Raw genomic sequence first — 22357 nt, 5'->3', positions numbered from 1 at the left:
GGAGAATGAAGATAACGAATACGCAGAGAATACTGTCTCTGCTGGTGCTTATTTGCTGCGTCAACAGCGTTGCAGCCGCCTCGACTGGCATACTGAACGTCACTGGCTCCATTAAGCTCGCGACCTGTTATTTTGACAGCGTCGAGGGGCAAGAACACAAGGACTACGACTGGATGATGCCGCAGGTCTTTGTGGGGAGCCTACGCACAGCCGGTATGACTCATGGCCGTTCGCTAGGCAGCATCCATATCGGCGGGGTACATTGTACCAACGGTTACACGCCCTATATTACGCTGGGAAATGGGCCGACGGTCAGTGCGGATACCGGCAACCTGGTCAATACGCTGATCGGCGAGGCCGAAAACGTCGAAATCCGGCTTCTGATGAATGACAAGCCGCTGGATTTACGCACCGGCCCGCGCGTTGGCTGTGCCGTTATTGTCGATAACCGGAGCCAGTGTGATATCGGCTATGAGTATTATGCAACCGGGCGCGCAACCCCCGGAAAAGTGAAGAGTGCGGTACTGTTTAATATCAGCTATGACTGATTTCTTCAGTGCACCGAGCAAATTGATGCCTGCGCTTGTCCGGTAGCAGGCATCACCCCATCTACGGCATATTTCGTCCAGAGTAAATCTCCTGCATCTCTTTACACAACAGCTTGCTGATCTCCAGTTGCCGGGCCTCGCTGAGGGTGTGTAACCTGGTGCTGAACAGGTAATCACCAGCCGGTAAACATTCCGCTTCATCCCAGAGAACGATGTGTAGCTCACGACTTGCTCTGCACTGAAAATAAAAAGAATAGCTTGCTCGATCTGACAGGATGAGTGGCTCACTACCAATGAAAATAGCAATCACTGTCACTGGATAACATCCCTCTAAACCTGATTAAAAGCCTGGGCGAGCGTTCCCCCTGCTTGCAGAATGCCAGCCCCTTTGCCAACCCGCTCTTTTTTTGCCCTGGCTCGCAATTTTCCGGCAGTGACGTTCCCCTCATTCTGCCACTATGCTTTAATTAGCTAAACCGGTTTAATTAAGTTTAGCCAAAGGGAAATATCAGCATGAATGCAAAAGTTTGGGTTCTAGGCGACGCAGTCGTCGACCTGCTACCGGAAAGCGAGGGCCGCCTGCTGCAATGCCCCGGCGGAGCACCGGCTAACGTGGCGGTAGGTGTCGCCCGCCTTGGCGGCAATAGCGGCTTTATCGGGCGCGTCGGCGACGATCCGTTTGGCCGTTTTATGCGCCATACTCTGCTACAGGAGCATGTCGACGTCAGCAACATGCGACTCGACAGTCAGCACCGCACCTCCACTGTAATAGTCGACCTTGACGATCAGGGCGAGCGGACGTTTACCTTTATGGTGCGTCCCAGCGCAGACCTGTTTCTGGCAGAGGAAGATCTACCTGAATTTGCCGCCAACCAATGGTTACACGTGTGCTCCATCGCGCTCAGCGCCGAACCAAGCCGCAGCACTACTTTCAAGGCGATGGAGCAGATCAAACGTGCCGGAGGTCGGGTCAGCTTTGACCCCAATATTCGCCAGGACCTCTGGCAGGAGCAGGACCTGTTGCACGCCTGCCTCGAACGCGCCCTGCGCCTGGCAAACGTGGTAAAGCTCTCGGAAGAGGAGTTGGTATTGATCAGCGGCAGTGATGAGCTAACACAAGGAATCGCCAAGGTAACCGAACGTTATCAGCCTGAATTGTTGCTGGTCACTCAAGGTAAAGCGGGGGTGCTCGCCGCATTTCAGCAGGAATTCACCCATTTCCGCACTAAACCCGTTGCCAGCGTGGATACCACCGGTGCGGGAGACGCTTTCGTCGCCGGTCTGCTCGTCAGCCTTTCTACGAAAGGGATGCCGACGGACATCACCTCACTGGAATCCACGCTCACTCTGGCGCAAACCTGCGGTGCATTGGCCACAACGGCCAAAGGTGCGATGACCGCCCTCCCCTACCAGCACGATCTTAATCGCCAGTTTTGATCCTTCAGGCCGCCCTGCGCGGCCTACTTTGTTGCATCTATCACACTTATTAAACCGGTTTAGCAAATTATATTCCCAGATCTTGTAGGTCGTGTTTAACATAGCAATAAAACCGGTTTAGCAAAAAAAAGACACCTTTCAATTTCACTTTTGGGATGCAACCAGCATGTATAGAAAAAGCACACTCGCGGTTCTTATCGCTTTGCTAACCGGCGCCGCCTCAGCCCACGCGCAAACGGATCTCAGCACCATAGAAGCCCGTCTGATAGCGCTGGAAAAACGCCTGCAGGATGCTGAAAACAGAGCGCAAACGGCGGAAAACCGTGCCGAGTCGGCGGAGAAAAAAGTCCAGCAGCTCACGACTCAGCAGCAAAAAAACCAGGACACCACGCACGAAGTCGCTCAGCGCACCGCAAAGCTTGAGAAGAAAGCCGATGAGAAAAGCGGCTTTGAGTTCCACGGCTATGCCCGCTCTGGTCTGTTGATGAACGACGCCGCCTCCAGCAGCAAAAGCGGCCCTTACCTGACGCCAGCCGGAGAAACCGGCGGCGCTATCGGCCGTTTGGGCAACGAAGCCGATACCTACGTCGAACTGAATCTCGAGCATAAACAGACGCTGGATAACGGCACGACCACCCGCTTCAAAGCGATGCTGGCCGACGGACAAAGAACCTATAACGACTGGTCAGCAGACTCCAGCGACCTGAATATCCGCCAGGCGTTTGCCGAACTCGGCAGCTTACCGAGCTTTGAGGGGCCGTTTAAAGGCTCCACACTGTGGGCCGGTAAACGCTTCGACCGCGACAACTTTGATATCCACTGGCTCGATTCCGACGTGGTGTTCCTCGCTGGAACTGGTGGCGGTATTTACGACGTGAAGTGGAACGACAGCGTTCGCAGCAATTTCTCTATTTACGGGCGTAACTTCGGCGATCTGGAGGACGTCGATAACAATGTGCAGAACTACATTCTGAGCATGAACCACTTTATCGGCCCGGTGCAGGTAATGGTGAATGGCCTGCAAGCTAAAGATAACGACGACCGTAAAGATGACAACGGCAATGCCATCCAGACCGACGCCGCCAATAACGGCGTGCATGCACTGGTTGGCTTGCATAACGACAGTTTCTACGGTCTGCGTGAAGGCAGCAGCAAAACCGCGCTGATCTATGGTCACGGTCTGGGAGCGGAAGTCAAAGGCATCGGCTCCGACGGTGCGCTACTCTCCGATGCCAATACCTGGCGTTTTGCCAGTTACGGCACCACGCCGCTTAGCGAACGCTGGCATATCGCCCCGGCGGTACTGGCGCAGAGCAGTAAAGATCGTTACGTCAAAGGTGATAGCTACGAATGGGTCACCTTTAACATGCGTCTGATCCAGGAGATCACCCAGAACTTCGCACTCGCCTACGAAGGGAGCTATCAATACATGGATCTGCATCCCGAAGGCTACAAAGATCGCAACGCTGTTAACGGCAGTTTCTATAAACTCACCTTCGCCCCGACGTTTAAAGCAGGCAACATCGGTGATTTCTTCAACCGTCCCGAGCTGCGCCTGTTCGCTACCTGGATGGATTGGAGCAAAAAGCTGGATAACTACGCCAGCGATGACTCCTTCGGCAGCAGCGGTTTCACCGCTGGCGGCGAGTGGAATTTCGGAATTCAGATGGAAACCTGGTTCTAACGGTTAAAAACCTGACGACAGAAACAACCGGCGCGACAAAGCACATTTTGTCGCCCAGAACACAATAATGATGCAGAGACTGCGCACCCGTCACCACGGGCACAAGACACGTAAATCATACGCATTCAGAGGGTACTATGGATTTTAAACAGATCTCCCACTCGCTGCTTCCGCTTTTGGGAGGTAAAGAAAATATCGCCAGCGCCGCGCACTGCGCCACGCGCCTGCGTCTAGTGCTGGTAGATGATTCACTGGCCGACCAGCAGGCCATCAGTAAAATCGAAGGGGTTAAGGGCTGCTTCCGTAACGCTGGGCAGATGCAGATTATCTTCGGCACCGGGGTGGTGAATAAAGTCTACGCCGCCTTTATCCAAGCTGCAGGTATTAGTGAGTCCAGCAAATCAGAAACCGCCGACATCGCGGCGAAAAAGCTGAACCCTTTCCAGCGTATCGCCCGCCTGCTGTCGAATATCTTCGTACCGATTATCCCGGCAATCGTCGCCTCCGGCCTGCTGATGGGCCTGCTGGGAATGGTCAAAACCTACGGCTGGGTTGACCCAAACAACGCCATCTACATCATACTGGATATGTGCAGCTCGGCGGCGTTTATTATTCTGCCGATCCTGATTGGCTTTACCGCTGCCCGCGAGTTTGGCGGTAACCCTTATCTTGGCGCGACGCTCGGCGGCATTCTGACCCACCCGGCGCTGACCAATGCCTGGGGCGTGGCCGCCGGTTTCCACACCATGAACTTCTTCGGTCTTGAAATTGCCATGATCGGCTACCAGGGCACGGTGTTCCCGGTGCTGCTGGCGGTGTGGTTTATGAGCATCGTTGAAAAACAGCTTCGTCGCGTCATTCCCGATGCGCTGGATCTGATCCTGACGCCGTTCCTGACGGTGATCATTTCCGGTTTTATCGCCCTGTTGATTATCGGCCCGGCCGGTCGCGCACTCGGCGACGGCATCTCGTTTGTCCTCAGCACACTGATTAGCCATGCTGGTTGGCTGGCCGGACTGCTGTTTGGCGGCCTCTATTCGGTGATTGTGATTACCGGTATTCACCACAGTTTCCACGCCATCGAAGCAGGACTGCTGGGCAACACGTCCATCGGCGTCAACTTCTTGCTGCCGATTTGGGCCATGGCCAACGTCGCCCAGGGCGGCGCCTGTCTGGCGGTATGGTTTAAAACCAAAGACGCGAAAATCAAAGCGATTACCCTGCCATCGGCATTTTCTGCCATGCTGGGGATCACCGAAGCGGCAATTTTTGGTATCAACTTACGCTTTGTGAAGCCGTTTATCGCCGCGCTGATCGGCGGTGCGACAGGTGGCGCTTGGGTGGTGTCAATGCACGTCTACATGACCGCGGTTGGCCTAACGGCAATCCCTGGCATGGCTATCGTACAGGCCAGCTCGCTGCTGAACTACATTATCGGGATGGCCATCGCCTTTGGCGTCGCTTTTGTGGTCTCTCTGGTACTGAAATACAAAACGGACGCTGAATAATGTCACTTCCATCACGCTTGCCTGCGATTTTGCAGGCCGTTATGCAGGGCCAGCCGCGCACGCTGGCCGATAGCCACTACCCCCGCTGGCACCCTGCGCCGGTGACAGGGCTCATGAACGATCCCAACGGCTTTGTCGAATTTTCCGGACGCTATCACCTGTTCTATCAGTGGAATCCGCTTGCCTGCGATCACAAATTCAAATGCTGGGCGCACTGGAGTTCAGCCGATCTGCTGCACTGGCAGCATGAACCGATCGCGCTGATGCCTGACGAAGAGTATGACCGCAACGGCTGCTACTCCGGCAGCGCGGTGGATAACAACGGCACACTAACTCTGTGCTATACCGGCAACGTCAAATTTGCCGATGGTAGCCGAACCGCGTGGCAATGCCTGGCGACGGAAAACGCCGATGGCTCCTTCAGCAAACTCGGCCCGGTGTTGCCGCTGCCGGAAGGCTATACCGGTCACGTGCGCGACCCGAAGGTCTGGCGGCATGAAGGCCACTGGTACATGGTGCTAGGGGCACAGGATCTGCAAAAACGCGGCAAGGTGCTACTGTTCAGCTCCACGGACCTCCATCAGTGGATGGCCAAAGGTGAAATCGCTGGCTGCGGCATCAATGGCTTGCATAACGCGGGCTATATGTGGGAGTGTCCGGACCTGTTCCCACTCGGCGACCAGCATGTCCTGATTTGCTGCCCGCAGGGGATCGCCCAAGAGAAAAAGCGCTACCTCAATACCTACCCGGCGGTGTGGATGGCCGGTGCTTTCGACTACGCCAGCGGCACCTTCAAGCACCATGAGCTGCACGAACTGGACGCCGGATTCGAGTTTTACGCCCCGCAAACTATGCAGACTAGCGATGGCCGCCGCCTGCTGGTCGGCTGGATGGGCGTGCCGGACGGCGAAGAGATGCTCCAGCCTACGCGTGCCAACGGCTGGATCCATCAGATGACCTGCCTGCGCGAGCTGGAGTTTATCGACGGTAAGCTCTATCAGCGCCCACTACGCGAACTGACCGCACTGCGCGGCAAAGCGCACGGCTGGCAGGAAGCCCCCCTGAAGTTGGCTCCGATGGAAATCGCCCTGGAAACCGTCCATCACGACGCGTTAAACATCAATTTCGGTGGCGCGTTAACCCTGGAGCGCGATGCTAACGGCATCCGCCTGGCACGACGCAGCCTCGCCAGCGACGAAATGCACTATCGCTACTGGCACGGCACGATCCACTCGCTGCGCATTTTCATCGACCAGTCGAGCGTGGAAATTTTCATCAACGAAGGTGAAGGGGTGATGAGCAGCCGCTACTTCCCGAACTATCCGGCACAGCTGGTTTTCACGGGCAAAATGCCAGGCGCATTCTGTTACTGGCCGCTGCGGACATGCATGGTAGAATAAGCGTTTTGCTTTCAGGCTCATGGCGTCGTAATGAAAACCAAACGCGTTACCATTAAAGATATCGCCGAACTGGCTGGCGTTTCCAAAGCGACCGCCAGCTTGGTGCTTAACGGGCGTGGCAAAGAGCTGCGCGTGGCGCAGGAAACCCGCGAGCGCGTGCAGGCGATTGCCCGCGAGCAGCACTATCAGCCGAGCATTCACGCCCGCTCGCTGCGCGATAACCGCAGCCACACCATCGGACTGGTGGTGCCAGAGATCACCAACTACGGCTTTGCGGTCTTTTCCCACGAGCTTGAGATGCTGTGCCGCGAAGCCGGCATCCAGCTGCTTATTTCCTGTACCGACGAAAACCCCGGTCAGGAGAGTATGGTGGTCAATAATATGATTGCTCGTCAGGTCGATGGACTGATCGTCGCGTCCTGTATGCATAACGACGCCGACTACCTGAAGCTTAGCGAGCAGTTGCCGGTGGTGCTGTTTGACCGTTGCCCTAATGAAAGTTGCCTGCCGCTGGTGATGACCGATTCTATTACCCCGACGGCAGAGCTGATTTCTCGCATTGCGCCTCAGCATGGCGATGAGTTCTGGTTTTTAGGCGGCCAGCCACGGCTCTCGCCATCACGCGACCGTCTGGCGGGCTTTACTCAGGGTTTGGCGCAGGCAGGCATTCAACTGCGCCCGGAATGGGTGATCAACGGCAACTATCATCCCAGTTCCGGCTATGAGATGTTCGCCGCGCTCTGCGCCCGTCTCGGCCGTCCGCCAAAGGCGCTGTTTACCGCCGCCTGCGGACTGTTGGAAGGGGTTCTACGCTATATGAGCCAACATCATTTGCTCGATTGCGACATCCATCTGGCGAGCTTTGACGATCACTATCTGTATGATTCGCTGTCGCTGCGTATCGACACCGTGCAGCAGGACAACCGCCAGTTGGCCTGGCACTGCTACGATTTGATAAGCCAGCTTATCGACGACAACACGCCTGAGCCGCTACAGCGCTACCTGCCAGCAGCCCTGCAAATCCGCCATCGCTAATTTACGTATCAAGGCAAGTGCACCTCACAAAGTGGAAAGCTTTTTTGCTGGCTTCGTCTTCCGGCTGCAGGCGGTTTTGAACGGAGATCCCTTTGCAGCTACGTTCGATGGTCGACGAAGGTCCCCTGCCATACTGTCGGCAGCCAAGCGGCGGAATGAAAATCTGAAGGCACCTAAATAAAAAGGATACAAGCGAATGCGTGCCAGACGGCAATGGCATAGTGGACGTTTTAGAAAAGAAAAAGGGCCATGTTAATTAATAACATGGCCCTGAATGTTGGCGGAACGGACGGGGCTCGAACCCGCGACCCCCTGCGTGACAGGCAGGTATTCTAACCAACTGAACTACCGCTCCGCAACGTTCCCTCTTGCGGGGGAACGAGCCGAATATTACGGTTGCCTCGCCATTCCGTCAACGTCTTTTCTTATAAAAAGAGTCGTTTGCACAGTTTTTCAACGAACACGCGTTGATTATGCCGCTTAAGCGTCATTTCTACCCTGACAGGCTGTTATTCGGCTGGTGCGCCACCACGCCACAGGCAGCTACCACCCTTCTTTTGCACCAGATCCAGACGTGATTCGTGAGCCTGCAATTCTGCGTCACTGGCATAGATCACTTTCATCGCCGTAGCCGGGCGTTGGATGCGTTGGATATCCTGGGCTGAATCCGTCTGCTGGGTGTCCCCTTCCATCTGGAAAGCCATCGAGGTCTGGCCACCGGTCATCGCCAGATAGACTTCCGCCAGGATCTCGGCATCGAGCAAAGCGCCGTGCAGCGTTCGCTTGGTGTTGTCTATCTCATAGCGGTTGCACAGCGCATCGAGGTTGTTACGCTTGCCTGGAAACAGGCGGCGCGCCATCAACAGGCTGTCGGTGATGGTGCAGAAAGTATCCGTCTTCGGGATATCTCGCTGCAACATGCGGAACTCGTGATCCATAAAGCCGATATCGAACGCTGCGTTATGAATGACTAACTCGCCACCACGGATAAAGTCGATAAATTCAGCGGCGATCTGATCGAAAGTAGGCTTATCCGCCAGGAACTCATCGCTGATACCGTGTACGCCGTAAGCTTCCGGATCCACCAGCCGATCCGGCTTGACGTAAACGTGGAAATGGCGCCCGGTCAGGCGACGGTTGATCACCTCAACGGCCCCGATCTCAATGATACGGTGACCTTCGTAGTGAACCCCTAGCTTGTTCATACCGGTGGTTTCGGTATCGAGAACGATCTGTCTGGTTGGTGTAGAGATCATAATGCTGTGCTCATGGCGCTGGTTTATGTCAGACTTGGTTTTTATAAAACTGATAGGAAGAGTCTACCAGAGATGCTTAAACAGGTAGAAATTTTCACCGACGGCTCTTGCCTTGGTAATCCAGGCCCCGGCGGTTACGGCGCAATTTTGCGTTATAAACAGCACGAGAAACTGTTCAGCGCGGGTTATTACCTGACGACCAATAACCGCATGGAGCTGATGGCCGCCATTGTGGCGCTCGAAGCCTTGACCACCCCCTGCGAAGTGGTGCTGAGCACCGATAGCCAATACGTACGCCAAGGGATCACCAGTTGGATCCACAACTGGAAAAAGCGCGGCTGGAAAACTGCCGACAAAAAACCGGTGAAGAACGTCGATCTTTGGCAGCGCCTGGATCTGGCGATTGCCCGCCACACCATCCGTTGGGAATGGGTCAAAGGCCATGCCGGGCACCCGGAAAACGAACGTTGCGACGTGCTGGCACGCGATGCAGCTGGCAGCCCGACGCAGGACGACGTTGGCTACAAACCCGAAGCTTAAGGCAGTTTGCGATAACTCTTGGTCGCGCCCACTGCGCGGCTGAGAGAGTGTTTTCTCGCCCCCACTTTCATCGGCGTTGGCGTCAGCGGCAAGGTTCGCTTGCGGGCTACAATCACGCTCATACAGCCAAGCGCCGGTAAATGCGTACTCAAGAAAGTCCCTCCTTTGCGCTGCCAAGGCAACACGTGGAAGCGCGTCTGATCCAACACCTCATAATTGAGAAGGCTGAGCCAGTCCAGCAGGCGCATCTGGGTAAACATCCGGCTGACGTAAGGCTGGCGTTTGCGCAACCTGGGGATCAGCTTCCCCAAACCTAGCAGGCTAAAAGGGTTGAAACTGCTGATCACCAGCCAGCCATCGTCAATCATGACGCGATCCACCTCACGCAGCAAACGGTGTGGGTCATCGGCATAAGAGAGCGTATGGGCCAATAGACAGGCATCGACGGACTTGGCCGCAAAGGGCAACTGATAAGGATCGGCCTGCACATGCAGGTTATCCCCGGCCAATCCCACGTTAACCTGATGCGAGATGGCGCACTTTTCGCTATCCAACTCGGCGCTGAGATTGCCGATCTTCAACAGATGGAAACCAAACATCTTGGGCCACCAAGGCTGCAACTCCCGCTCCAACGCCTCACGATAGTATTCGCCCCACGGCAACTCGGCCCAGGAGTAGGGGCTAGTGAGCTTTTGTAGAGTCTGGGCTGGTTTCATGGTTTAGTATCTTCTTTCAAGCCGTTGCCAACGAGAGGTGTTCCATGAATCTTATCAGCATTCCCGCTTTTCAGGACAATTACATTTGGTTATTGGCTAACCAGCAAGGGCGCTGTGTGATCGTCGATCCCGGCGAAGCTGGTCCGGTATTATCGGCGTTGTCCCAACGGCAACTGACCCCCGATGCCATATTATTGACCCACCACCATCACGACCACGTCGGCGGCGTTGCGGAAATCGTTGCGCAATATCCGGATCTGCCGGTGTATGGTCCTCAGGAAACCGCTAATAAGGGAGCAAATCGGTTGGTTCAGGATGGCGATATCCTGGAAATTGGCGGGCGTAGCTACACCACCATCGCGGTTCCAGGGCATACCCTGGGTCACGTGGCATTCTACAATGCACCTTATCTTTTCTGTGGAGATACGCTTTTTTCTGCGGGCTGCGGACGGCTTTTTGAAGGGACGGCAGAGCAAATGTACCACTCATTTCAACGGCTCGCGCAACTTCCCGACGAAACCCTAATTTGTTGCGCACACGAGTACACGCTCTCAAACCTTAAGTTTGCCAGGACAATTTTACCGCAAGACCGCCAGATTGAAACATATCAGCAACAAATTGAGCAATCAAGGGCAAAAGGAGTACCCAGCCTGCCCACAACGTTGCAATTAGAGCGTAAAATTAATCTATTTTTACGCTGCCATGACACTGATTTACAAAAGGAAATAGGCTTTAATTCGCCGCCGAGTCAGCTTCATTCGGTTTTTTCCGAATTACGCCTGCGCAAGGATGCCTTCTAAGCTTTTAGTTGTGTTTTTTGGCGAAGCAAAGTATCCTTGCTCGTCTTTTAAGCAACTATATTGACACACACATGAAGGCTAAAGCGATACTTCTCGCCTCGGTCTTGTTGGTTGGTTGCCAGTCATCCTGGCAGGATGTATCGGCGCCAAAGCAACATGCACAGAGTCTGTCTTCGGCAGGTCAAGAAAGTGAAGCAGGAGAGTACACAGCGAGTTCGGCACGGTGGCTAGACAGTAACAATAGCGCCGCTCAGCAGAACCTGTGGAACTTCATTAGCGACGAGCTGAAGATGGAGGTTCCGGAAAACGACCGGATCCGTGAACAAAAAAGAAAATATTTAAAAAGTAAGAGCTATCTCCACGATGTAACACTACGGGCAGAGCCGTACATGTACTGGATAGTCGGGCAGATTAAGAAACGCAATATGCCGATGGAACTGGTACTGCTACCCATAGTGGAGAGCGCTTTTGACCCTCACGCCACGTCAAGTGCCAATGCCGCAGGGCTATGGCAGATCGTGCCGCAAACGGGTCGCAATTATGGTTTGAAAAACAATCAGTGGTATGACGGGCGCCGTGATGTTGTGGCCTCGACGACTGCTGCGCTTAACATGATGGAGCGTTTGAACCGCATGTTTGACGGTGACTGGTTATTGACCATCGCCGCGTATAACAGTGGTGAAGGCCGAGTCATGCAGGCGGTTAAGGCGAATAAACGTCAGGGTAAGTCCACCGAGTTCTGGGCATTGTCGCTTCCGCGTGAAACGTCAATCTATGTCCCGAAAATGCTGGCACTGAGCGATATCATCAAGCACAGCAAAAAGTACGGCGTCAAGTTGCCAAAAACTGACGAAACCCGTGCACTGGCGCGTATTGATGTCGGTCAGCAGATCCAGCTGACTCAGGCGGCAGAGATGTCTGGGCTTTCTCTCACCAAGATGAAGGCTTATAACCCTGGCTACAAGAAAGGCGTTACGGCACCTAATGGGCCCCATTACATCATGGTTCCCAAAAAGAATGCCGCACAGTTGAAAGACTCGTTGGCCGACGGACAGATAGCTGCAACATTACCAACCACCCAGTTGGCGAAGAACAGCGGCCTGTCAGGCGGAAGTGCGTATAAGGTTCGCTCCGGCGATACGTTATCCACCATCGCCAAACGGTTGAACGTTAAGACCAGCGATTTGCAGAGTTGGAACAATTTGCGTGGCAAGAGCACGCTGAAAGTTGGGCAAACCCTGCAAGTGGCCAGCAATGCCAGAGATAACAGCAGCATCACCTATCAAGTGCGTAAAGGTGATTCGCTATCCAGCATTGCACGTCGTCACGGCGTCGAAATTAACGACGTGATGCGTTGGAACTCAACGATCGGCAAAGCCAGCAGTTTGCAACCTGGTGTGAAGCTGACGCTGTTTGTCAGCAACAAATCGTCGCCGGAAACCTAAGTTTTCGCCACAAAAAAAGCATCCCTCGGGATGCTTTTTTATTGGCCAAATTTCGCTACCAGACCGGTTTATCGGTTTGCGAATGGAACTCCACCAGCAGCGGATTGTGGTCTGAGGCCTGAGTCACCAGCACCGAGGCCTCTGTAACGCCCAGGTTGCGGTAAAAGATAAAATCCAACGGGCGGCCAAAGGCTTTACGGCGATGATCGTCGGCGAAGTTGACCTCGTGCAACGCCATATCGCTGGCAAATTGATACAGCGCGTTGATGCGCTTGCGGCTCCAGGCGTTAAAATCCCCCGCCATGATCACCGGCCCCCGATGCAGGGCTATCTGCTCACCAATCGGGCCAAGCTGTTTGCTGTAAACATCCACTCCCAGGCTAAAGTTCACCGCGTGGATATTCACGACCATCAACAGTTGACCATCTAATAAAGGGTAGACGGTGATCAACGCCGACTTGGCCAAACGCAGCAGCGGCTCCCGTTCGCGCAGCGGGCAACAATACACCGGATGTGCCGCCGCCAGCGTCATCACACCTGAAGGGTGTTGCGGCAACACAAAGGCGGGCACCTGATCGGCAGCCAGATAGTTAGAAGTGGCAAAGCTGACCAATTCCGGCGTGGTCTGCGCCTCCTGCAATAGCACCAGCTGCGCATCTTTACCGAAGTCTTTCAATACCGAAAGCCAATCGGCACGCTGCTGTTTGAAAATATTCCATACCATTACCCGCAGCGCACCAGACGTAGGCAAGGCGGCCCCGGCCGGTAGCGGCTGATTGATGGCACCAGGGAAAATCCGTTCAACTGGCTGGCCCGCAACATACCTCATTGCATAAGTTCGTTTCGGCACGTTATTCGCCTATTTCCCGTTCGGATGAAGATCACGTTGATAGCAACATGGCTACCAAGACTAAATTGAGTATACGCCTGAGCGGCTCTGCCAACATGGCTTTTAGAGATCCAGTTATAGGGGCAAGGCGGGCCGATTTCAATCAATGCCGTGTATGTGTCTGTAAAGGTTCGCGCTGAATGCGAAAAGGCCCGCCAATGCGGGCCAAGAAGAGTACAAGATGGGATCAGGCGAACTGCCGTGGGTATTGTTTATCCAAGCGGCCACTGAGACCAATCAGTAACAATGCCCCCACCACAATCAGCGCCCCGATCCAAGGCGTTTGCGCCAACCCTAATGAGGCCATGGTCTGTCCGCCAATCACCGAGCCCAGTGCGATCCCCACGTTAAAAGCCGCGATATTCAGGCCAGAAGCAACGTCCACCGCGTTCGGTGTGTACTGCTCGGCCTTCTGCACCACATAAACCTGCAAGCCCGGGACATTGCCAAAGGCAAATACCCCCATCACCACCACCGTCAGCAACGCAGCGATGCTGTGGCTTGCTGTAAACTGAAACACCAACAGCAAGGCGGCTAACGCGGCAAAGATAAAGCTCAATGCCCGTACCGCGCCATGACGGTCGGCCAGCTTGCCGCCCCAAATGTTACCGATGGCTACCGCTATGCCATAGGCCAGCAAAATCCAACTGACGGCCGGAGCCGAGAAACCAGCCAGCTCCTGCATCATCGGCGCCAGGAAGGTGAAGGTCGTAAATACCCCGCCGTAGCCCAGTGCGGTAACGGCATAAATCAGCAGCAGGCGCGGGTGAGTTAGCACTTGCAGCTGATCGCGGATGCTGGCACTGGCCTGGTTCTTGATGTTATTCGGGATCAGGATCAGGCTGGCAATAATCGCCACCATACCAATCAACGACACCGCCAGGAAGGTCTCACGCCAGCCGAAGTGCTGGCCGATAAAGGTGCCTAACGGCACGCCGGTCACCAACGCGACGGTCAAGCCACCAAACATGATGGCGATGGCCGTTGCCGCCTTCTCTTTGGCTACCAGGCTGGTCGCAATGGTTGAACCCACCGAGAAAAACACCCCGTGCGCCAGGCCAGTCAGTAAACGAGCAACCACCAGTGACTCATAGCTCGGTGACTGCCAGGCCAGCAGGTTGCCAAGGGTGAACAGCACCATCAGGCCCACCAGCAGCATCTTGCGTGGCACTCGGCCGGTTAAAGCGGTCAGTACCGGCGCGCCGATCGCCACCCCAATGGCGTACAGGGTCACCAGCAGCCCTGCGGAGGGCACAGTGACGTTCAACTGCTCGGCGATGGTCGGGATCAATCCGACAATCACAAACTCCGTGGTGCCGATGGCATAGGCACTGATGGTCAAGGCAAGTAAAGCGAGAGGCATTGCTAACTCCAAAATAGCGTTCGGGTTGATAGCGGTGATTATCTGCCTGTGCTTAAATGATAAAAATGCTCAAAATTTCAAATAAATTTTGCTGACGGAGCAACAATGAAGGCAAATTCGGATGAACTGGTCACCTTTGTCACCGTGGTGGAATGCGGTAGCTTCAGCCGCGCGGCGGAGCACTTGGAACAGGCGAACTCGGTGGTCAGCCGTACGGTTAAAAAGCTGGAAAGTAAGCTGGGGGTCACGCTGCTCAATCGCACCACCCGCCAGATCAGCCTAACGCAGGAAGGCGAAAACTATTTCCGCCAGGTGCAGAAAGTCCTGAGCGATATGGCCGCGGCGGAAAATGCGCTGATGGAGAGCCGCCAGCGGCCCCAGGGCCTGTTACGCGTGGATGCCGCAACGCCGGTCGTGTTGCACGTGCTGACCCCATTGGTTGGCGAGTTTCGTGCCCGCTACCCGGAAATGTCGCTCTCGCTAGTCTCTTCAGAAACCTTTATCAACCTGATTGAGCGCAAGGTCGACATTGCCATCCGGGTGGGGGAACTGACAGACTCAAGTTTGAAGGCGCGTAAACTGATGAACAGCTATCGAAAAATTGTGACGTCACCGGCCTATCTGCAGCAGTTTGGTACCCCGCAAAGCGTGGAGGAACTGGCGCAACATTGCTGCATCGGCTTCAACGATCTGCCCAACCTGAACCGCTGGCCATTAGCCTGCGCCGATGGCCGGCAGTTGGAGATTACACCGGGGCTGACTACCAACAGCGGAGAAACACAGCGCCACCTTTGCCTGCATGGCAACGGCATCGCCTGCCTGTCGAACTTTATGATCGATGAGGATATTCAGCGTGGAGACTTAGTGCAGATCCTGGTCGAGGAGACGCTGCCGGTTGCCGTACCGGTGAATGCGGTTTATTACAGCGACAGTGCCGTAAGCAACCGCCTACGCAGCTTTATCGACTTCCTTAGTGAAAGCCTGACACCCCGCTAACCTGGTCGATGCTGTAACCAGAATGCGGTGGGCGTCAGGCCACCCAGCTTCTTCTGTGGCCACTGTTGGTTATAGCTGGCACAGAGCGCCTGCAACACGTTGTCTAGTGATGAGTTCTCCGCCGCCGGTAGCAACTGCGCCAGTTGGCTTTCAAGCCGCAGCACAATCTCCATTTGCGGTAACGCGGGTTGTTGCAGCGTTATCCCCTGCTCCCGACACCATAGCTGTAGGGGATGGGTCTGAGACTCGCTATTGCCGAACAGCTTTTTATTTTCAGTCTCAATAGATTGTATATCACCAGGGCAGTGCGGTAACAGTTCCTTCAGCCAGTTGACCACCAGCATCGGCGAAGCGCCCGCAAAGGCTCGTGCACTCAGCCAACCGCTGACCTTCTCTTCGGCCCACAAGAGGTGCTGTTCGCCGCCATCCTCGGCCGATAGGCTAATTCGTTGATAAAAAAGGGCGAGAGTTCCCGGCAGTTCACCAGCCTTCACCGCCTTTTTACCGCGTAGCACCATGCTCTGTTCCTCACCGCGCTGGCCCACGCCGCGTAGATAGCGATCCAAACCCGCACGGGAGATCGGCTGTTGCATCCCCTGATTCACCACCACCAGCAGCTCATCCAACGGCAACTGTAATTTTTGTCTCAGCCAGTTGATAAGCAAACTCTGCTCGTCCGTCAGCAGTTTGCGGGTAGTTTTGGGCACCGTATGGCGATCGGCGACATCCTGGCGCTGCCGCCAACGGCGTACTGTCGCCACGGAGATGCCCAGCTCCTGCGCCAAAACGCGGTCACTTTTATCCGATTGCTGGATATAACGCCGCACTCGTGGGGTGGTGGTCGCATTGGCATGCAGCTTGATTTCCATCGTGGACTCCACACTAAAATTGATGTCCTATCATAACTAATCTTGTGAGATATTTTATAAATTCACCTCACACTGTGAACTGATTCACCTTTCTTTAAAATCCATTCACTGATAATCCCAGCCAATAAGTCGCCACCCTTACCTGTTTTTCTCCAATAAGCATACCTACGGGGTTTAGCATGAACAACGTTCTGGGATTTCTTGAAGCCAAGCTGATGCCTCTGGCGGCCAAGGCCGCACAGCAGCGGCATTTGTGTGCCATCCGCGGTGCCTATGTTTCCTTTATGCCGTTCATTATCGTCGGCTCTATCCTGCTGGTGATCTCGTCGTTCCCCAATCAGGGTTACCAGCAGTTTATGGCAGGCCTGTTTGGCGCCAGCTGGAGCAATATCATCGAGATCCCGTTCAACGCGGTATTCTCCACCATGTCGCTGTTTGTCAGCTTCCTTACCGCTTACCGCCTGGCGGAACATTATGACGAGGATCGCGTCTCCAGCGGTATTCTGTCGCTGGTGTGCTTCCTGATCCTCACGCCGTTTATCAAGGTAGAAGCCTTGGGCAATATCAATGTGATCCCGACCGAGTGGATCGGCAGCAAGGGGCTGTTTGTGGCGATGATCGGCTCACTGCTGTGGACTGAACTGTTCTGCTACCTCAAGCGCCGCAAACTGATTATCAAAATGCCCGAAGGCGTGCCACCTGCGGTACAGGAATCCTTCGCCGCTCTGCTCCCTGCTCTGTTCGTGATTATCCTGGTGCTGGCGATCCGTATTCTGTTCGAACACACCAGCTACCAAACCATTCATCAGTTTATTTATAACGTGGTCGCTACGCCGGTACGTCACTTTGGCACTTCCTATATCGGCGCGCTGCTGACGGTATTGAGTATCACCATCCTATGGTCAGTGGGGATCAACTCCGGTTCGATGGTCAACGGCATCATTCGTCCACTGTGGATGGAAAACCAGACCGACAACATCGCCGCTATCCAGGCCGGGGTTACGCCACCGCACATCGTTACCGAACAGTTCTTCGATATGATCTGGATGGGGGGGGCCGGTGCCACCCTGTCGTTGGTGATCGCCATTCTGTTCTTTGCCCGTAGCAACAGCATCCGCGAAGTAGGTCGCATGGGGGCGGCGGCCTCAATCTTCAATATTAATGAACCGATCCTATTTGGCCTGCCGGTGATCATGAACCCCATAATGTTGATTCCCTTCAACCTGGTTCCAGTGGTGTTGGTTACCGTGCAATACGTGGCGATGAAGGTGGGGGCCGTCGCCGTCACTACCGGGGTATTTATCCCCTGGACGCTGCCACCGGTGATCAGTGGCTTTATCGTGACCGGCCATTTGAGTGGCAGCCTGATGCAGATCGTTAACCTGCTGATCGGCGCCATGCTTTATCTGCCTTTCCTGCGCATTCTGGACAAACAGTATCGCGCAGCCGAAACATCAGGAGTTTGATATGTGGGGAATGATTGCAACCTGGCGTATGGCCCTGGAAGGCGTCACCCAAGCCAGTGAAGCGCTGAAAGCCGGGGCAAGCGCCGCACAAAGCGTGGTTAGCGCGGTGGCGGAAGTGGAGGATTTTCCGTTTTATAAATCTGTCGGTTTCGGCGGCCTGCCTACCGAAAATGGTGAGGTAGAACTGGATGCGGCCTTTATGGATGGCGATACGCTGGCCTTTGGTGCCGTTGGTAACCTGGTGGATATCGCCAACCCGGTGAAGGTTGCCCAGGCGCTGAGCCGCGAACGCTTCAACAGCGTCCTGGTGGGGGCTGGCGCACGTGAGTGGGCCCTTAGCCAGGGTTTTGCCGACAAGACCATGCTCACCGAACGTGCAACCCAGCACTATCGTAAACGCTGCCGCGAAACCATCGATAAGGGCCTTAGCCCCTACGATGGTCACGATACCGTCGGCATTATCGGCCTCGATCTACATGGTTCAATGAGCGTGGCCACGTCTACCAGCGGGTTGTTTATGAAACGCCGTGGCCGACTGGGTGATTCACCGGTGATTGGCTCCGGTTTCTACTGTGACAGCCAGATCGGTGCCGCAACTGCCACCGGAGTGGGTGAAGACCTGATGAAGGGCTGCACCAGCTATGAGATCGTGCGCCGTATGCAGCAAGGTATGACGCCACAACAGGCGGCCGATTCGGTCGTCTTCGAGCTGGAAGACCGGCTGATAGCCCGCTTTGGCCGGGTGGGCGATCTCTCCGTAGTCTGCATGAATCGGCAGGGAGAGTTCGGCATCTCAACCAATATCAAAACCTTCTCGTTTGTGGTCGCCAGCGCCATCCAGCCACCGACGGTGTATCTGGCAGAACGCCGTGCCGAGCATACCCACTACACTCCAGCCAGCGAGCAATGGCTAACCGACTATGCCGAGCGCATTCGCGCGCCGATTGAGGAGATCCATTTTGATTAATTATCGGTTACTGAGTGACATCCCCGCATGGGAAGTTAACAACCATGTGATTAGCTATCCCGACAGCCCATTGCAATTACCCTGCAATGCAGCCCTGTTACAGGAACTCCAGGCCACCGCCCAACAGCAAACCGCCGACTGCGCCTATGGCTGTGCTCCGGTAGGCCGCGTCACGCTGTTGCCAAAAACGTTCTGGCTCGATGGGCAAACCAGCAAGCTGGTCACCGCACTGCGTCCTCTACTACGCAGCGGCTCTAGTACGCAGTTGATCGTCGACTGCACGGTGTTTGATCACCGCAGCCTGCCGGCACTGAGCCCTCTGCTGCATTTCCTGTTCAACCTGGATTACCAACTGAGCGATCTCGGTCTGAAAAAGGCAGCAACGGCGCCTGTACCGCGCATCCAGGAATTGGTGTTCTATTGCCAGCCGGAGCAACGAGCCACTCTCGAACCGTACCTGTCTCAAGCAGCAGCCACCGCCATGGGGATGAAGGCAGCACGACGCATTGCCGACATGCCAAGCGATCGTTGCACCCCGGCATTTTTCGCCAGCGAGATCGCCCGCCAGATTGCACCCTATCCCAGCCTGAGCTGCGAAGTTTTGGATGAACAGCAGATCGCTGAACAGGGTCTTGGCTTGCTAGAGGCGGTAGGTAAAGGTGCCGATAATCCTCCACGTTTGGTGGTGATACGTTACCAGGGTAGCGATACCGGCCCCTTCAGCGCCTACGTGGGCAAAGGTATCACCTTCGATACCGGCGGCCTGTGGCTAAAGGGCGGCGATGGCATGTACACCATGAAATATGACATGTGTGGCGCCGCCAACGTCTTTGGCCTGATGCTGGCCGTGGCAGAACTCAAGCTACCGGTACGTCTGGTTGGCGTACTGGCGCTGGCCGAAAATATGATTGGCCCGGCCGCGATGCGCCCTGGCGATGTCGCAACCAGCTACAGCGGCTTAACCGTGGAAATCAATAACACCGATGCCGAGGGGCGGCTGGTACTGGCCGATGGTATCGCCTACGCCAGCAGGTTGACCAATAATCAGCAGCCGCCTGAATACGTGATCGATCTGGCTACGCTCACCGGCGCGGTGGTCAAAGCCTTGGGTTACGATCTTAGCGGGCTGATGACCGAGGATGAAAACCTGCGTCACGATCTTACTCAGGCAGGCTTGCACAGTGGCGATCCTTTATGGTCGTTGCCGTTGGATGAGCGCTTCAGCAAACAGGTCGAGAGCCATATTGCCGATCTGTGCAACACGCCGACCAACAATGCGGCGATCAGTACCTCTGCCGCCTACTTCCTAAGTCGCTTCAGCCGGGAGGATATTCCCTGGGCACACCTTGATATCAGCGGCACCGCGCTGTGGCGCGAAAATGGCCGTAGCGTGGCCTCTGGCCGACCGATCCCACTTTTAATCCAGCACCTGCTGGAACGCCTGGAGAAATAACATGAAAAAGATCCTGTTAGTGTGTGACTTGGGTATGTCCACCAGTCTGCTGGTGAAAAAGATGCAGGAAGCCGCCAAAGCGCGCGGTATTGACGCCGAGATCTGTGCCAAGTCGATCCGTGAATACAAAACGGCGGTAACCGAATTTGACGTCGCGCTGCTGGGGCCGCAGATCCGCTATAAGCTGGCAGAATGCGAGAAGATAGCCCACGAGCACCATAAAAAAGTCGCCTGCATCGATATGATGGCCTACGGCACCATGAAGGGTGACAAGGTATTGGATCAAGCTCTGGCACTGATTGAGGAAGCCTGAAATGGATTTGGAAAACGAAGTGATGGAGCTGATTGCCAATGCGGGTTACGCCCGCAGTCTGGTGTTTCAAGCCATGCGCTGTGCGCGTGAAGAAGAAGACTTCGTGCAGGCCGAACAGTATATGCAACAAGCGCAGGAGGCACTCTCTGGCGCTCATCACGTGCAGACCAAACTGATCGAAATGGACGAAGGCAGCGGTAAAATCCCGGTTCATCTGGTGATGGTCCATGCACAGGACCATCTGATGAACGCGATTATGCTGATGGAAATGGGCCGTGAGATTATCGCCTTACACCAAAAGATCGCTCGTTAAAACAAGCTAAGCCGCCTGTGGCCTCAAAACCACAGACGGCCAACCTATCAATCCCAGTTTGGTGCCAGACCTTCCGGGCTAACCAGACGGCCATTGCATTCTAATGCAGCAATCTCAGCCATTTCATCATCAGACAGCGTCAGTTGCTGGGCCAACAGATTGCTCGCCAGGTTTTCACGCTTGGTCGAGGACGGGATCACCGCATAACCCAGTTGCATAGCCCAAGCCAGGATCACCTGAGCCGCAGTCACATCACGGCGTTTGGCGATATTGTTGATGACTTCATCCTGCAACGCCTTGCCATAAGCCAACGTCATATAAGAGGTGATGGCAATGCCATGCTGTTGCGCAAATTCAACCACCTGACGGTTTTGCAGATACGGCGAGAGTTCGATTTGATTGGTGGCGATCGCATCAGCACCCACCGCATCAATAGCGCGCTGCATCAGTTCAACGGTGAAGTTGGAAATACCAATCTGGCGCGTCAGTCCGAGTTCCTTAGCCTTCACCAACTCCGCCATCGACTCGGCAACCGAGACTTCATCGTTCGGTGACGGCCAATGGATCAGGGTCAGATCCACATAGGAGGTTTGCAGCTTTTTCAGGCTTTCTTGCAGGCTTGGGATCAGTTGGTCTTTGCCCAGGTTGGCGATCCAGATTTTGGTGGTGATAAATAGCTCTTCACGTTTCACGCCGCTGGCTGCGATAGCTTGGCCAACGGCCGCTTCGTTCTCATAGATTTGTGCGGTGTCGATGGCACGGTAGCCCAGTTCCAGAGCGGTGCTCACGGAATCGATCACCACTTGATCTTGTAGACGGAAGGTACCTAAGCCAAATGCAGGGATGCTCATAATTATGTTCTCTCGGTTTGTTTATCAAAACAGCTTGAGAGGATTATGGCAGCAGTTTTGTTGATCAAAAACGCCCTATTGTGCATAAGACTTTTGATTAATTGGCAACAATAATCAGAAATTGACGCTAATTGAGGCAGGAATAAACCATTGGGGTGTTCAATTTAAGCAAATGAAAAAGCCCTGAGTCAGAGACTCAGGGCTTATCAATTAAGTGGCGGAACGGACGGGGCTCGAACCCGCGACCCCCTGCGTGACAGGCAGGTATTCTAACCAACTGAACTACCGCTCCACCGATTCTTTTACGTCGCATCTTTCGATGCTGGCAAAACCACCTGAGTGATTTCGCGCATTACCAGGTGTCATACTGATAACGTTTATTTGATGCCTGGCAGTGTCCTACTCTCGCATGGGGAGACCCCACACTACCATCGGCGCTACGGCGTTTCACTTCTGAGTTCGGCATGGGGTCAGGTGGGACCACCGCGCTATTGCCGCCAGGCAAATT

General features: G+C 54.8%; 21 protein-coding genes, 2 tRNA genes, 1 rRNA gene and 1 pseudogene. 15 read left to right on the top strand and 10 right to left on the bottom strand.

What is annotated here, in order from left to right:
• Nucleotides 1-5 precede the first annotated feature (5 nt).
• Entirely contained in the window at nucleotides 6-548 is a 543-nt protein-coding gene (locus ACMV5I_RS18905) for a fimbrial protein (protein WP_414825042.1), read from the top strand.
• 61 nt (nucleotides 549-609) lie between these two features.
• On the opposite strand, the gene ACMV5I_RS18900 is transcribed toward ACMV5I_RS18905, so the two are convergent.
• A complete protein-coding gene (locus ACMV5I_RS18900; protein ID WP_414825041.1) occupies nucleotides 610-864 on the bottom strand; it encodes a hypothetical protein in 255 nt (84 codons plus the stop codon).
• Between the two features lie 197 nt (nucleotides 865-1061).
• Between ACMV5I_RS18900 and ACMV5I_RS18895 the strand changes: the two genes are divergently transcribed.
• From ACMV5I_RS18895 to ACMV5I_RS18875, 5 genes are all read left to right on the top strand, one after another.
• A complete protein-coding gene (locus ACMV5I_RS18895) occupies nucleotides 1062-1985 on the top strand; it encodes an aminoimidazole riboside kinase (RefSeq protein WP_202727737.1) in 924 nt (307 codons plus the stop codon).
• 166 nt (nucleotides 1986-2151) lie between these two features.
• Nucleotides 2152-3669 carry a carbohydrate porin gene (locus ACMV5I_RS18890; RefSeq protein WP_414825040.1) on the top strand — a complete coding sequence of 506 codons (1518 nt, stop codon included), beginning with the start codon at nucleotides 2152-2154 and terminating at the stop codon, nucleotides 3667-3669.
• Between the two features lie 137 nt (nucleotides 3670-3806).
• Nucleotides 3807-5177: a sucrose-specific PTS transporter subunit IIBC gene (locus ACMV5I_RS18885; RefSeq protein ID WP_202727735.1), complete on the top strand. Its 1371-nt coding sequence runs from the start codon at nucleotides 3807-3809 to the stop codon at nucleotides 5175-5177.
• Entirely contained in the window at nucleotides 5177-6577 is a 1401-nt protein-coding gene (locus ACMV5I_RS18880) for a sucrose-6-phosphate hydrolase (protein ID WP_414825039.1), read from the top strand. Before ACMV5I_RS18885 ends, ACMV5I_RS18880 begins: the two co-directional genes overlap by 1 nt.
• Nucleotides 6578-6607: 30 nt before the next feature.
• The gene (locus ACMV5I_RS18875) at nucleotides 6608-7612 is read left to right on the top strand and encodes a LacI family DNA-binding transcriptional regulator (protein ID WP_202727733.1); all 1005 of its coding nucleotides are present in this window, start codon (nucleotides 6608-6610) and stop codon (nucleotides 7610-7612) included.
• 278 nt (nucleotides 7613-7890) lie between these two features.
• Here ACMV5I_RS18875 and ACMV5I_RS18870 read toward each other — a convergent pair.
• Together ACMV5I_RS18870 and dnaQ are read right to left on the bottom strand one after the other, a co-directional pair.
• Nucleotides 7891-7967: transfer RNA gene (locus ACMV5I_RS18870), tRNA-Asp, on the bottom strand.
• A gap of 154 nt (nucleotides 7968-8121) precedes the next feature.
• On the bottom strand, nucleotides 8122-8868 hold the full coding sequence (gene dnaQ, locus ACMV5I_RS18865) for a DNA polymerase III subunit epsilon (protein ID WP_121608820.1): 747 nt from the start codon (nucleotides 8866-8868) through the stop codon (nucleotides 8122-8124).
• Between dnaQ and rnhA the strand changes: the two are divergent.
• Nucleotides 8822-9408 (top strand): annotated as a pseudogene (gene rnhA, locus ACMV5I_RS18860) (ribonuclease HI). The gene dnaQ and the pseudogene rnhA sit on opposite strands and share 47 nt — an antisense overlap.
• On the opposite strand, the gene ACMV5I_RS18855 reads toward rnhA, so the two are convergent.
• Nucleotides 9405-10124, bottom strand: coding sequence for a class I SAM-dependent methyltransferase (locus tag ACMV5I_RS18855; protein WP_414825038.1), 720 nt, complete (start codon nucleotides 10122-10124; stop codon nucleotides 9405-9407). The pseudogene rnhA and the gene ACMV5I_RS18855 sit on opposite strands and share 4 nt — an antisense overlap.
• Nucleotides 10125-10168: 44 nt before the next feature.
• On the opposite strand from ACMV5I_RS18855, the gene gloB reads away from it, so the two are divergent.
• The gene (gloB, locus tag ACMV5I_RS18850) at nucleotides 10169-10924 is read left to right on the top strand and encodes a hydroxyacylglutathione hydrolase (RefSeq protein WP_414825037.1); all 756 of its coding nucleotides are present in this window, start codon (nucleotides 10169-10171) and stop codon (nucleotides 10922-10924) included.
• A 71-nt stretch (nucleotides 10925-10995) separates the two neighbouring features.
• Complete coding sequence (mltD, locus tag ACMV5I_RS18845) at nucleotides 10996-12369, top strand: murein transglycosylase D (RefSeq protein WP_414825036.1); 1374 nt, start codon at nucleotides 10996-10998, stop codon at nucleotides 12367-12369.
• A 55-nt stretch (nucleotides 12370-12424) separates the two neighbouring features.
• On the opposite strand, the gene ACMV5I_RS18840 is transcribed toward mltD, so the two are convergent.
• A complete protein-coding gene (locus ACMV5I_RS18840; RefSeq protein ID WP_121608816.1) occupies nucleotides 12425-13219 on the bottom strand; it encodes an endonuclease/exonuclease/phosphatase family protein in 795 nt (264 codons plus the stop codon).
• 226 nt (nucleotides 13220-13445) lie between these two features.
• The gene (locus ACMV5I_RS18835) at nucleotides 13446-14621 is read right to left on the bottom strand and encodes an MFS transporter (RefSeq protein ID WP_414825035.1); all 1176 of its coding nucleotides are present in this window, start codon (nucleotides 14619-14621) and stop codon (nucleotides 13446-13448) included.
• A 105-nt stretch (nucleotides 14622-14726) separates the two neighbouring features.
• Here ACMV5I_RS18835 and yafC point away from each other — a divergent pair, with 105 nt between their 5' ends.
• The gene (gene yafC, locus ACMV5I_RS18830) at nucleotides 14727-15617 is read left to right on the top strand and encodes a DNA-binding transcriptional regulator YafC (protein ID WP_121608814.1); all 891 of its coding nucleotides are present in this window, start codon (nucleotides 14727-14729) and stop codon (nucleotides 15615-15617) included.
• Here yafC and ACMV5I_RS18825 read toward each other — a convergent pair.
• Nucleotides 15614-16486 (bottom strand): hypothetical protein, encoded by an 873-nt coding sequence (locus ACMV5I_RS18825; RefSeq protein ID WP_202727728.1) that lies wholly within the window; start codon nucleotides 16484-16486, stop codon nucleotides 15614-15616. The two genes, yafC and ACMV5I_RS18825, sit on opposite strands and share 4 nt — an antisense overlap.
• A gap of 179 nt (nucleotides 16487-16665) precedes the next feature.
• Between ACMV5I_RS18825 and ACMV5I_RS18820 the strand changes: the two genes are divergently transcribed.
• The 5 genes from ACMV5I_RS18820 to ACMV5I_RS18800 are packed head-to-tail and all read left to right on the top strand — an operon-like array spanning nucleotide 16666 to nucleotide 20998.
• Nucleotides 16666-17952 carry a PTS sugar transporter subunit IIC gene (locus ACMV5I_RS18820; RefSeq protein WP_024483602.1) on the top strand — a complete coding sequence of 429 codons (1287 nt, stop codon included), beginning with the start codon at nucleotides 16666-16668 and terminating at the stop codon, nucleotides 17950-17952.
• Between the two features lies 1 nt (nucleotide 17953).
• The gene (locus ACMV5I_RS18815; RefSeq protein WP_024483601.1) at nucleotides 17954-18919 is read left to right on the top strand and encodes a N(4)-(beta-N-acetylglucosaminyl)-L-asparaginase; all 966 of its coding nucleotides are present in this window, start codon (nucleotides 17954-17956) and stop codon (nucleotides 18917-18919) included.
• Nucleotides 18912-20372, top strand: a complete 1461-nt coding sequence (locus ACMV5I_RS18810; RefSeq protein ID WP_414825034.1) for a M17 family metallopeptidase — start codon at nucleotides 18912-18914, stop codon at nucleotides 20370-20372. The genes ACMV5I_RS18815 and ACMV5I_RS18810 overlap by 8 nt, the downstream gene beginning before the upstream one ends.
• A gap of 1 nt (nucleotide 20373) precedes the next feature.
• Entirely contained in the window at nucleotides 20374-20685 is a 312-nt protein-coding gene (locus ACMV5I_RS18805) for a PTS sugar transporter subunit IIB (RefSeq protein ID WP_024483599.1), read from the top strand.
• Nucleotide 20686: 1 nt separating this feature from the next.
• Nucleotides 20687-20998 carry a PTS lactose/cellobiose transporter subunit IIA gene (locus ACMV5I_RS18800; RefSeq protein ID WP_024483598.1) on the top strand — a complete coding sequence of 104 codons (312 nt, stop codon included), beginning with the start codon at nucleotides 20687-20689 and terminating at the stop codon, nucleotides 20996-20998.
• Between the two features lie 47 nt (nucleotides 20999-21045).
• Here ACMV5I_RS18800 and dkgB read toward each other — a convergent pair whose 3' ends face one another.
• From dkgB to rrf, 3 genes are all read right to left on the bottom strand, one after another.
• Complete coding sequence (dkgB, locus tag ACMV5I_RS18795) at nucleotides 21046-21849, bottom strand: 2,5-didehydrogluconate reductase DkgB (RefSeq protein WP_174334211.1); 804 nt, start codon at nucleotides 21847-21849, stop codon at nucleotides 21046-21048.
• Between the two features lie 215 nt (nucleotides 21850-22064).
• A tRNA-Asp gene (locus ACMV5I_RS18790) sits at nucleotides 22065-22141 on the bottom strand.
• A gap of 94 nt (nucleotides 22142-22235) precedes the next feature.
• Nucleotides 22236-22351: ribosomal RNA gene (rrf, locus tag ACMV5I_RS18785) — 5S ribosomal RNA — on the bottom strand.
• Nucleotides 22352-22357 lie beyond the last annotated feature (6 nt).

Source organism: Serratia sp. T13T92 (assembly GCF_047530105.1).
GTDB lineage: Bacteria > Pseudomonadota > Gammaproteobacteria > Enterobacterales > Enterobacteriaceae > Chania > Chania fonticola.
Note: the sequence above shows the minus strand (reverse complement) of the source record. Positions and strands in the feature narration are given on the sequence as shown.

Excerpts from the sequence above, each read along its gene's own strand:
- ACMV5I_RS18905 (WP_414825042.1), top strand. The coding sequence starts at position 6 with ATGAAGATAACGAATACGCAGAGAATACTGTCTCTGCTGGTGCTTATT.
- ACMV5I_RS18895 (WP_202727737.1), top strand. The coding sequence starts at position 1,062 with ATGAATGCAAAAGTTTGGGTTCTAGGCGACGCAGTCGTCGACCTGCTA.
- ACMV5I_RS18890 (WP_414825040.1), top strand. The coding sequence starts at position 2,152 with ATGTATAGAAAAAGCACACTCGCGGTTCTTATCGCTTTGCTAACCGGC.
- ACMV5I_RS18885 (WP_202727735.1), top strand. The coding sequence starts at position 3,807 with ATGGATTTTAAACAGATCTCCCACTCGCTGCTTCCGCTTTTGGGAGGT.
- ACMV5I_RS18880 (WP_414825039.1), top strand. The coding sequence starts at position 5,177 with ATGTCACTTCCATCACGCTTGCCTGCGATTTTGCAGGCCGTTATGCAG.
- ACMV5I_RS18875 (WP_202727733.1), top strand. The coding sequence starts at position 6,608 with ATGAAAACCAAACGCGTTACCATTAAAGATATCGCCGAACTGGCTGGC.
- dnaQ (WP_121608820.1), bottom strand. The coding sequence starts at position 8,868 with ATGATCTCTACACCAACCAGACAGATCGTTCTCGATACCGAAACCACC.
- ACMV5I_RS18855 (WP_414825038.1), bottom strand. The coding sequence starts at position 10,124 with ATGAAACCAGCCCAGACTCTACAAAAGCTCACTAGCCCCTACTCCTGG.
- gloB (WP_414825037.1), top strand. The coding sequence starts at position 10,169 with ATGAATCTTATCAGCATTCCCGCTTTTCAGGACAATTACATTTGGTTA.
- mltD (WP_414825036.1), top strand. The coding sequence starts at position 10,996 with ATGAAGGCTAAAGCGATACTTCTCGCCTCGGTCTTGTTGGTTGGTTGC.
- ACMV5I_RS18835 (WP_414825035.1), bottom strand. The coding sequence starts at position 14,621 with ATGCCTCTCGCTTTACTTGCCTTGACCATCAGTGCCTATGCCATCGGC.
- yafC (WP_121608814.1), top strand. The coding sequence starts at position 14,727 with ATGAAGGCAAATTCGGATGAACTGGTCACCTTTGTCACCGTGGTGGAA.
- ACMV5I_RS18825 (WP_202727728.1), bottom strand. The coding sequence starts at position 16,486 with ATGGAAATCAAGCTGCATGCCAATGCGACCACCACCCCACGAGTGCGG.
- ACMV5I_RS18820 (WP_024483602.1), top strand. The coding sequence starts at position 16,666 with ATGAACAACGTTCTGGGATTTCTTGAAGCCAAGCTGATGCCTCTGGCG.
- ACMV5I_RS18815 (WP_024483601.1), top strand. The coding sequence starts at position 17,954 with ATGTGGGGAATGATTGCAACCTGGCGTATGGCCCTGGAAGGCGTCACC.
- ACMV5I_RS18805 (WP_024483599.1), top strand. The coding sequence starts at position 20,374 with ATGAAAAAGATCCTGTTAGTGTGTGACTTGGGTATGTCCACCAGTCTG.
- ACMV5I_RS18800 (WP_024483598.1), top strand. The coding sequence starts at position 20,687 with ATGGATTTGGAAAACGAAGTGATGGAGCTGATTGCCAATGCGGGTTAC.
- dkgB (WP_174334211.1), bottom strand. The coding sequence starts at position 21,849 with ATGAGCATCCCTGCATTTGGCTTAGGTACCTTCCGTCTACAAGATCAA.